The 9,380-nt window shown below is 65.7% G+C and carries 11 protein-coding genes; 8 read left to right on the plus strand and 3 right to left on the minus strand.

Annotation, left to right across the window (positions count from 1 at the left end):
- Window positions 1-97 precede the first annotated feature (97 nt).
- On the minus strand, window positions 98-1,057 hold the full coding sequence (locus FGL98_RS06700; protein WP_146315951.1) for a DUF389 domain-containing protein: 960 nt from the start codon (window positions 1,055-1,057) through the stop codon (window positions 98-100).
- A 136-nt stretch (window positions 1,058-1,193) separates the two neighbouring features.
- On the opposite strand from FGL98_RS06700, the gene ychF reads away from it, so the two are divergent.
- Complete coding sequence (gene ychF, locus FGL98_RS06705) at window positions 1,194-2,279, plus strand: redox-regulated ATPase YchF (protein WP_146315952.1); 1,086 nt, start codon at window positions 1,194-1,196, stop codon at window positions 2,277-2,279.
- On the opposite strand, the gene FGL98_RS06710 is transcribed toward ychF, so the two are convergent.
- Entirely contained in the window at window positions 2,269-3,573 is a 1,305-nt protein-coding gene (locus FGL98_RS06710) for an IS110 family transposase (protein WP_186526017.1), read from the minus strand. The two genes, ychF and FGL98_RS06710, sit on opposite strands and share 11 nt — an antisense overlap.
- Before the next feature lie 147 nt (window positions 3,574-3,720).
- Between FGL98_RS06710 and FGL98_RS06715 the strand changes: the two genes are divergently transcribed.
- From FGL98_RS06715 to FGL98_RS06740, 6 genes are all read left to right on the plus strand, one after another.
- Window positions 3,721-4,110 carry a nuclear transport factor 2 family protein gene (locus tag FGL98_RS06715; protein WP_146315954.1) on the plus strand — a complete coding sequence of 130 codons (390 nt, stop codon included), beginning with the start codon at window positions 3,721-3,723 and terminating at the stop codon, window positions 4,108-4,110.
- 29 nt (window positions 4,111-4,139) lie between these two features.
- Complete coding sequence (locus tag FGL98_RS06720; protein ID WP_146315955.1) at window positions 4,140-4,511, plus strand: hypothetical protein; 372 nt, start codon at window positions 4,140-4,142, stop codon at window positions 4,509-4,511.
- A gap of 394 nt (window positions 4,512-4,905) precedes the next feature.
- Window positions 4,906-5,301: a hypothetical protein gene (locus FGL98_RS06725; protein WP_146315956.1), complete on the plus strand. Its 396-nt coding sequence runs from the start codon at window positions 4,906-4,908 to the stop codon at window positions 5,299-5,301.
- Between the two features lie 96 nt (window positions 5,302-5,397).
- Window positions 5,398-5,883, plus strand: a complete 486-nt coding sequence (locus tag FGL98_RS06730) for a hypothetical protein (RefSeq protein WP_146315957.1) — start codon at window positions 5,398-5,400, stop codon at window positions 5,881-5,883.
- 127 nt (window positions 5,884-6,010) lie between these two features.
- Complete coding sequence (locus FGL98_RS27060; protein ID WP_425460984.1) at window positions 6,011-6,682, plus strand: class I SAM-dependent methyltransferase; 672 nt, start codon at window positions 6,011-6,013, stop codon at window positions 6,680-6,682.
- Window positions 6,661-7,569, plus strand: a complete 909-nt coding sequence (locus FGL98_RS06740) for a phosphotransferase (protein WP_146315958.1) — start codon at window positions 6,661-6,663, stop codon at window positions 7,567-7,569. Before FGL98_RS27060 ends, FGL98_RS06740 begins: the two co-directional genes overlap by 22 nt.
- 133 nt (window positions 7,570-7,702) lie before the next feature.
- Here FGL98_RS06740 and FGL98_RS06745 read toward each other — a convergent pair whose 3' ends face one another.
- Window positions 7,703-8,299: a hemerythrin domain-containing protein gene (locus FGL98_RS06745; RefSeq protein ID WP_146315959.1), complete on the minus strand. Its 597-nt coding sequence runs from the start codon at window positions 8,297-8,299 to the stop codon at window positions 7,703-7,705.
- A 295-nt stretch (window positions 8,300-8,594) separates the two neighbouring features.
- On the opposite strand from FGL98_RS06745, the gene FGL98_RS06750 reads away from it, so the two are divergent.
- A partial coding sequence (locus FGL98_RS06750; RefSeq protein WP_146315960.1) for an IS30 family transposase occupies window positions 8,595-9,380 on the plus strand: 786 nt, incomplete at its 3' end.

The raw sequence follows: 9,380 nt of genomic DNA on the forward strand, positions 1-9,380 counted from the left end.
TCCGGTGTCTCGCGGGTCAGCGCTCGATGGCTGCTGGCAGGACAACGCTACCTGCGCCGGTGGGGCGGCCGCTCGCGTTCCAGTGCTACCCGCGAACTCACCCTGTCACCCCTCCGAAAAGATGCCGGACGGCGTGGTGGGAGCGACGGACCAGGAACCGCTGCAGCAGCAGGGTGGTCGTACCGGCGAGGATCATGCCGACGAAGTTCAGGCCGAGCTGCTCGGCGGATCCACCGAGCTCCGAACCGGAGTCCAACGCGAGGGCCAGCGCCATGTTGCCGGCCGCGGGCACCGTGGTCACCGAGATGAAGACGCCGACCATGGCCTGCGCCTTCTCGGTCGTCAGGGCCAGCACACCTGCCGAGCCGGCCAGGAGGGCGACCACGAAGGACCACGTCGTCGGCTGCCAGATGAACGACGTCTGCGGGTGCGGACGCGTCACCACATCGGGGGTGATCAGTCCGGTGACCCGGGCAACGAGCGCGACCACCGCGATGACCACGATCGCGAGGGCGAAGCTGAGCACGAGCAGCCGCATCGCCCGCAGGACCAGGTGCCGGTCCAAAAACACGACTCCGGTACAGATCGACGCGATCGTCGCGAACTCCGGGCCGACCACCATGGCGCCCACGACCAGGACGTTGGAGTCGGTGATCACGGCCACCGACGCGAGCGCCACGGCGATGATGAGGAACAGGTGGAAGGTCACCGTCGGTCGGGCGCCATCGAGCGCCTGCTGTTTCAGCATGTCCCAGATCACCGAGTCGTCCGGATCGCCCTCGGCCGCTTCCTCGACGGCCTGCGCGGCGTCGAAGGGTGTGGCGGCGGGTTCCGTCAGCACGATCCCGCCCTGCTTATCCAGGCCGACGTCATCGAGCTGGTCCAGGAGCTCGGACACGCTCTCGCGTGCCACGTCGACCTCGATCAGGTCACCGGCGGGCCGCAGGCACGCGCCTCTCTGTAGCGTCAGGTTCGTGATCGAGGCGCTGTCGCGAACCAGATCGAGCACGTTGTCCGTGAGATGGTCCGGCATGGTGAGCCGCAGGTGCACGAGCATGGCATGAGCGTATGCCGCCGGACGGCGGGCGAGGTGTCTCTGCGGGCGGTGTCGTGAAGCCGCGCGGCGCCTTCGCGGCCGGGTGCGTCGCGCCGCCGACTGGACGTGACCGCCTACCCCGTAGAATCCTGTCCCCGTGGCACTAACCATCGGAATCGTCGGTCTCCCCAACGTCGGCAAGTCGACCATGTTCAACGCGCTGACCAAGAACAACGTGCTCGCCGCGAACTACCCGTTCGCGACGATCGAGCCGAATATCGGGGTGGTTCCGCTGCCGGACCCCCGGTTGGCGGGGCTGGCGCAGATCTACGACAGCAAGCAGATCCTGCCGGCGACGGTGTCGTTCGTGGACATCGCCGGCATCGTTCGCGGTGCGTCGGAGGGGGAGGGGCTGGGCAACAAGTTCCTGGCCAGCATCCGCGAGGCCGACGCGATCTGCCAGGTGGTCCGGGCCTTCCACGACGACGACGTGGTGCACGTGGACGGCAAGATCTCGCCCGCGTCCGACATCGAGACGATCCACACCGAGCTGATCCTGGCCGATCTGCAGACCCTCGAGAAGGCGCTGCCGCGCATCGACAAGGAGGTCAAGGGCAAGAAGACCGACAAGGCCGTGCTGGTGGCCGCGCAGGGCGCCCAGCAACTCCTCGACGCAGGCACGACGCTGTATGCGGGGGCCGAGGCGGCCGGCGTCGACCTCACCCAGATCAAGGAGCTGGGGCTGCTCACCGGCAAGCCGTTCCTCTACGTCTTCAACGTCGACGAGGACCAGTTGACCGATGAGGAGTTCCAGTCATCGATGCATGCGCTGGTCACCCCGGCGGACGCGATCTTCCTGAACGCCAAGCTCGAGATGGATGTCGCCGAGCTCGATGACGCCGACGCTCTGGAGCTGTTGCAGTCGGTCGGAGTCGAGGAGTCCGGCCTGAACCAGCTGGCGCACAAGGGATTCCGCACGCTTGGACTGCAGACCTACCTGACAGCCGGGCCGAAGGAGACGCGGGCCTGGACCATCCACACCGGTTGGACCGCCCCGCAGGCGGCCGGTGTCATCCACACCGACTTTCAGAAGGGGTTCATCAAGGCCGAGGTCATCTCGTATGACGACCTGATCAAGCTCCGGTCGGTGCAAGAGGCTCGTGCGCACGGCAGGGCCCGCATGGAGGGCAAGGACTACGTGATGCAGGACGGCGACGTGGTGGAGTTCCGGTTCAATGTGTGAGCCAGGTTCGGCCGAAACGCACGCCTTGTCGTGTAACTGATGCCGCCGAACCCCAGTTCATACGTGCGATTTCGCCATGTCGATGACGACGCCGTCGGTGACCGACCTCCCATCGGTGACCTGGTGACTGCCCGGAAAGTAACTGTTCGTTGGGCTGGTAGTCATGCGACCGCCTTGGGCTCGAGGGTGACTTTGTAGCCGAGTGCTTCGAGTTGGTGGATGTGGTTGCGCTTGGCGCGCTCGGGTTGGATTCGCTTGTCGTAGAAGTCTTCGCCGAGGTCGTGGTAACGGGCGGTGGGGTCGGCGAGCGGTTTCCCACACGATGGTCAGGATCGTGCGCGTGATCGCGACCTGTGCCTTGTTCTTGCCGATGCGCTGGGCGAGGCGTCGGTATCGGTTCCCGAGTCGGGTGTGGGTGCGTCCGGCACTGGCGGCGGCCTCGCCGCGCGCGGCCTTGAGGTAGCGGTTGCCCTTGCCCGTCTTCCCGGCGCGGGTCTGGCACCGGACTGGCTTGTGCACGGGCACACCTTGGACCAGGAGACCAGGTGTGGGTTGGTGGGGAACACGCCCATGTCGGGGCCGACCTCGGCGACGTTGGTCTGCGGGTGTGCCGTCCGATGCCGGTGATCTCGTCCAGGCGGTCCGCTGCGCACGGGTAGGCCGGTTCCCCGTTTGAGTTGGCTCCGCCGCCGGCTGGTGGCTGGGCGGCGGGCATGTCGGCGAGCAGCTGGTCGATGCGTTCGTCCAGGCCTGCGATCTGCTCGTTGAGCGTGTCGATCTGACCCAGCAACACGCTGGCGAGCTCGCCGTGGTGGGCGTCGAAGCGGCCGGTCAGCGCCTCGACCAGGGCAGCCTGCTTGACCCGCAGCCGTCCCTTGGCCAGATCGGCCAACGCCTGCGGGTCACGTTGCCCGGCGATCAGCGCGGCGAGCATCGCCCGCGACGAGACACCCATCAGGTCGGTTACCACCGCCGAGAGCTTGATCAGCTCTTCGAGCAGCTTCTCCAACCGTTGGATGTGATGGGTGCGCTCCCCGATCAGATCGAAACGCAGCCGGGTGTAGTCACGCAGCGCGAGGATCTGAACCGGTGGGATGAACGAGGGACGCAGCATGCCCCGTTCGTTGAGCTTGCACAACCAGACACTGTCGAGCTTGTCGCTCTTGGGCCGGCCTGGCACGTGCTTGACATCGCGGGCATTGACCAGCCACACCACCAGACCGGCCGCTTCCAGCAGGTAGTAGAACGGCGGTGCGCATGGCTCGAAGACTTCAGCCGACGTTGGGATCCTCACGGCGACGCAGTCGATACCTGGCGGCGTCGAGCCGCTGTCACCTCACGCTGGGTGGAGTAGCGCCCTTTTTACGCCTTCAACCGCACCGCACGCCGATCGGCGAACGGGGCGATCAGACGAAGGCGTCCGGGCACGTAGCCTTCAGGTATGACGAGCGGATCTCGCCTCGGCGACCTGGAGACAGTCGAGCGGGAGCGGTTGCGTGCAATCGTCGAGGCGGATGAATCAGTCTTGTGGTCGCTGCATGATCCGGCCTTCTTGCTATGCAGCCCGGGCGGCACGGTCTGGGACCGGTCGACCTACGTCGGCGGCCTTTGTGATGGATCAGTCAGGTACTCGCGGTTCGAGCCAGTGACTCCGATCGAAGTGCTTGGCGACACCAACCTGGCCGTGGTTCGATATCGCTCAGTCATCGACCTCATCACTCCTGAAGGTGGCGGCCACCTTGAGTGCTGGCATCTCGACACCTATGTGCGCGCCGGCGGCACTGGCTGGCGGTGCCGGTGGTCGCAAGCGACCGACACCATCAAGGATTGACCGCGCAGCTTCGGGGAGAGGAACACATCATGAGCGCCGAGCTGCAACGAATCTTCGATGCCGACACCCGGCCGACCATCGTGTGCCTGTGCGGTTCGAGCCGGTTCTACGACGAGTTCCAGCAGGCCAACTACGACCTGACCATGGCGGGCGAGATCGTGCTCTCCATCGGTTTCTACCCACACGCCAGGGCCCAGCACCGGCACGGTGACGGCGTGAGTCACGACTCGGTCGAGGAGGTCGCCCTGGACGAGTTGCACAAGCGCAAGATCGACCTGGCCGACTACATCTACGTACTCGACGTCAACGGGTATGTCGGCGAGTCGACCAAGTCGGAGATCGCCTACGCCTCACGGCGCGGCATCCCGGTCGATTACCTGTCCCAGCAGCAGCGGTCATGAGCACCCCGCAGCCGGCGTGGCGCCCGCCGTGGGAGTTGGCCGAGAAGTGCCGCAATTCCTACAGGCTTGTCATCGACGGCGAGTGATGCTCACGCTGTCTCGATAAGCACTCCGCATGATCGTCTTATGGCATGCTCCGCAGGCCGATCGGCTTACGGACGCCGTCACCCTCGTAGGTGTCCCGTAGAGAGCCCTCTGCGGAACGTCGGCCGGCGTGCTCAATGATCGACCCCGTCTGGCCGAAGGCGACCTGATCCGTCGCCGGTGATCGTTCCGGATACGGAACCCGCTATGGGACAGGGCGTGGCGGCCGGCAGCACGCGTGCCGTCGACTGCTGAACTGACATGGTGAATCTGGGGACTTCGAGCACGCCTACGCGCGAGAGTGGTCCGTATGAGCGACGACATCACCTTCAGTGGCACGTTCCACCACGGCGAAGGGGAAGAACCGGAAGGCTGGGTCGATGGGGCCCCGACCAGCAGCACTGATCAATACTGTGCGTTTTGCGCGACTGCCCATGTGGGTTGGGTGCATCCGCTAGACCCGGCCAAGATTGCCTACCGCGCCTGGGGGAAGGGCTACACATTGCCGACATTCTGGGCTCTGTGTGAACGGTGCGAGCAGCTGGACCAAGATCGCAATGACGAAGCCATCGTCGCCCTGATGACAGTGACGAATGGCGCTGACGACGTCAACGAGGATATCCGCAAGCCACTGGCAGTGTTCCGCGACGCGGACCAAGGTGCGCGCCGCCTTGAGGACTCAACTGACCGTGACGATTTCCAGTAGCGGATCGGTGTACGGTCACGCACCGCGTGACGATCGGTTATCGAAACATGCACCAATCACGCTGCCAATCGTCGGAAAGGGCCGATACTCACCCCTATGAAACGCAAGTGGGGGATCACGATCGCCATTCTGGTCGCTGTCGTGCTGATCCCGACCGGTGCGTTGTGGTTGTGGGGTCGGCCGCGCGAACACGTGAGTCTGCCGACAGCCGATACCAAGCCGGCCGAGGTCGTTCGGAAGTACGTGCGAGCACTTAACGAGCGCGACTACGACGCCTGCAAACGCTTGGGCATCGGTGACGGCGGCGACCCTTACGCCAGCTGGTACACGTTGCACGGACCGCAAGTCCGTGATCTACGGATCGAGCGGGTCAGTCGGAGCGCGGCCGGTCCTGCTGCCGCACGCTATAACTACGACTCTGGTTTGAGGCCCTGGCATCAGGTAGTCATCGTGTCCACTATTCAGACCCAAGTGAACTTCACCGGCAGCGGCGAAGTAAACGCGGGCAACTCGTGGTCATATGAACTCGTTCGTCAGGCCAGCACCCAACCATGGCGCATCTACTCCGCAGGAAGCCCCTGAGACGGTCCCATCGCTTTTCGCCGCCTCTTCTCCGTCTCGTTAGACGATCGGCCTACGACACGTGCCGGATCTGCCGAATCGAAAGCGTCGCGGGCAACGTGGGCAACGCTTCGGCCGCAAGTCCGCGGTGTACATCGACGTCATCCAGCCAGGATGGGTCCATGGCGACAGACGACATGCCAGGCACTGGTACGAGGACTACGAGCGGGGCCGGCCCGGCTATCCGGACCAGGTCGTCGATCTCGCCGAGCTCGATTGGTCGGCGACAGCGCTCGAACTTGGCGCCGGGACGGGCAGGTTCACCAGTCAGCTGATCTCGAGGATCCCGCACGTGGTGGCCGTCGAGCTGGACCCTGGCATGCCTTGCCAGCTCGGTGCGGGTTGTCCAGGAATCGAGGCGGTCGACGGCACGGCGGAACAGATCCCGCTCTCGGATGACGCGGTCGACGCGGTCTTCGTGGCCCAGGCCTTCCACTGGTTCGACAACGAAACCACTTTGGCGGAGATCGCACGCCTCCTGCGACCGGGGCGGGGTCCTTGTGCTGATGTGGAATGTGGCGAACGGACCGGTCGTCCCCTCCATCACAACTGTCGAAGAACGTCGCGCACCCATCTCGCCTCGATACTTCGGGTTCCCCTCGACATGATGCGTGGCGACTGGGCACCCAGCGGCTGGAACCTGCCCTTAGCCGACCTTAAACCAGATCCGCGCGCGGCTGGGGTTCACGGTTCTGTGTCTGGGAGCAAACGGCGCCCGCGAATGGCATCCTGGTGCTCGTGCATGTCCGTCATGTGGTGAATGACGTCGCGATGGTGGTTGATGCCGTGGCCTCATCGCAGGGTCGACCGTCTCTGTCGCTGCATACCGAGCTGGACGTCGATGTGTACCGCTTGAGCCACACCGGGTCCGGCCCGGATCTTGTCGTCCGGGCCTTTGACCACACGGTCGAGCGCTCAGCGGTGGACGCCGCCGCACACGTTCTACAGCGGTTGGCCGGTACGCGTTTTCCCGCCGAGCGGTGTCCGGCCGGCGATCCTGTGTTACCAATCGGCGATGACCGACACCTGCTGGTCACGGCCTACATCGAACGGTCCCCGGCACCAGGCCCGGGGTTCGTGGTGGCATGGTGCGCCGCGCTCCTTGGCCGGCTAGCGACCAGGTCCGGGGCCGAGCTGCCGCCCGGCGGCGGCTGGCACCGACTCGGCGCCACACCATCGCGCGAGATCAACGAGGCGCTGCGTCTGGGTGCCGAGGTCGGTCCGTCCGTCGCTGAGCTCGTCGACGCCCTCGGCGATGCCGACGATGCCACTGGTCTACCCGAGTCGCTGATCCACGCCGACCTGACGCCACCGAACGTCATCCCGCAAGGCGATCAGCCCCCAGTGGTCATCGACTGGATCGGCGTCGGACGCGGACCACGGGTCTGGCCGCTGGCGCTTCTACTGTTCGCGGCCGGACCCCGAGCCGCCCGCAGAGGCCTCGAACGTTACGCACGCTCGATCGCGCTCACCGGGGAAGAAACCCACCGGCTGCCGGGCCTCATGATCACCAGGCCGCTGACCCTCGACCTGTGGTCAGTCGCGCATGAACGCATGAGCGTGCAACAGGCACTCACGCGCCACCACGCACGCCGCAACCGCATCGACTCCATCGCAGCCGCGTTGAACAACGCCGACTGCCCCTGACCGTTCCGCCTCATCCCAGCCGTTGGCCGATCGGCCAGGCCGCCCGTAAAGGGAAACCTGCTACGGGGCCCGACCACGATGACCGGCATGCCGACGTCGACACGCTGCGGAACACATCTACTCGGGGCCCACATCATGGCCCCAGATACGTTCGCTGGAATCCGCCTACATCATGCGGGCCACGATGGGGGCTGCCCTTGGCCTTTGCTCCGGTCCAGGTGCGCTCCTCGACGTACTCGTCCGGGTCCTTGTCCGTGGGTGGCACACCCTCGGCGGCCTTCTCAGACTCGAACCGCACGAATTCCACGGCGATCTCGTGGCGGGTCTGAAGGTCGGTATGCCGACGGAAGTCGGCAAGATCTTGGCGCTCCTCTTCGGCCATGTGATCGCTGTTGGCGACGCGGGTCTCGGTGACCGCGTCCCACCACGCGGTCGAGCCCACCTGGTGACGACCGACCTTGCCGATGGCGGCGCGGATCTCGTTGTGGTCCTTGACGGCATCCTGTACCTCTTCGTCTGCGGCGTCGGCGTCCGCGTGACCCGCCCCAACCTTCGGCAACAGCGGGTACAGGAATTTCTCCTCGGCAGCCGCGTGCGTCTCCAACAGAATCTCCAGCCGTCGCCACAGTGGCTGCAATGTCGCAGTGTCCAACCGGTCTACCTCGTCGAGCATCGCGAACATACGGCGCTGCTCGGCGTGCTGGTGCAAGATCACCTCGGTGATGTCCATCCTTCGTCACTCCTCGTCTGCTGCCACAGGTCAACGAAACCGCTCGGCTCACGCTACCCGCAGGTTCGGGAGCGGATCCGCTCGTAGAACGGCCGCGACACCATCAACCCAGGTCTCCCCATCGTGGGCCCACACGCACCGCACCACCACCGGGACAGCCCCCGCCGCATCTCGCACCTCACGCGGCCTCGGCCGAGCCGCATCGTCGGGTAAACCGTCCTCACGGACGTCCCGCAAGCCGAAGGCGAGTTCAATCGGTCGTCGCAACACCCCTTCAGTTTGAGAGGTGTGCGAAATGCGTTCGAAGAAGGAAATGATCGAGGTTCAGGCTCGGTTCTGGGTGCTGATGGCCCAGGGGTCGACCCTGCAGGCAGCCTGTGATGCTGTCGGCGTGAATCGAGTAACTGGCCGCCGGTGGCGCCAAGCGACCGGCGGGCGGGTTCCGCGTGCGAAGCCGGAGCCCTCGGGTCGGTACCTGAGCTTGGACGAGCGGCTGCGCATCGCCGACCTGCGCCTGGCCGGGACCGGGGTGCGGGCCATCGCGAGGCAGTTGGGCCGGCCTGCTTCGACGGTCAGTCGCGAGCTTGTTCGTAACGGGTCCGAGCTGAGCGCGCGGCCGGCGCCGGGCACACGGGCGCGCCCGCGGGGTAAGTACGCGCCGTACGCGGCGCAGAAGCGGGCCGAGCTGCGCGCTCGGCGGCCTAAGACCAGCAAGTTCGAGCACCCCGAACTGGCATCCTTGGTCCAAGAGAGGTTGTGTGTGAGGTGGAGCCCGGAACAGATCAGCAACCACCTCGCCACAACGTTTCCCGACCGGGCGGAGATGCGGGTGTGCCCCGAGACGATCTACCAGGCGCTGTACGTGCAGGGCCGCGGTCATCTGCGCGCTGACCTGCATCAACACCTGCGCACGGGGCGGGCGGTTCGCCGCCCCAGACGCTCCACCGCCAAGGGCCCATCGGGGAAGATCCCGGACATGGTCATGATCAGTGACCGGCCCGCGGAAGTCGCCGACCGGGCCGTGCCCGGCCACTGGGAGGGCGACCTGATCGTGGGGTCGAACTGCCGCTCGGCGATCGGC

The organism is Leekyejoonella antrihumi (assembly GCF_007845645.1).
GTDB lineage: Bacteria > Actinomycetota > Actinomycetes > Actinomycetales > Dermatophilaceae > Leekyejoonella > Leekyejoonella antrihumi.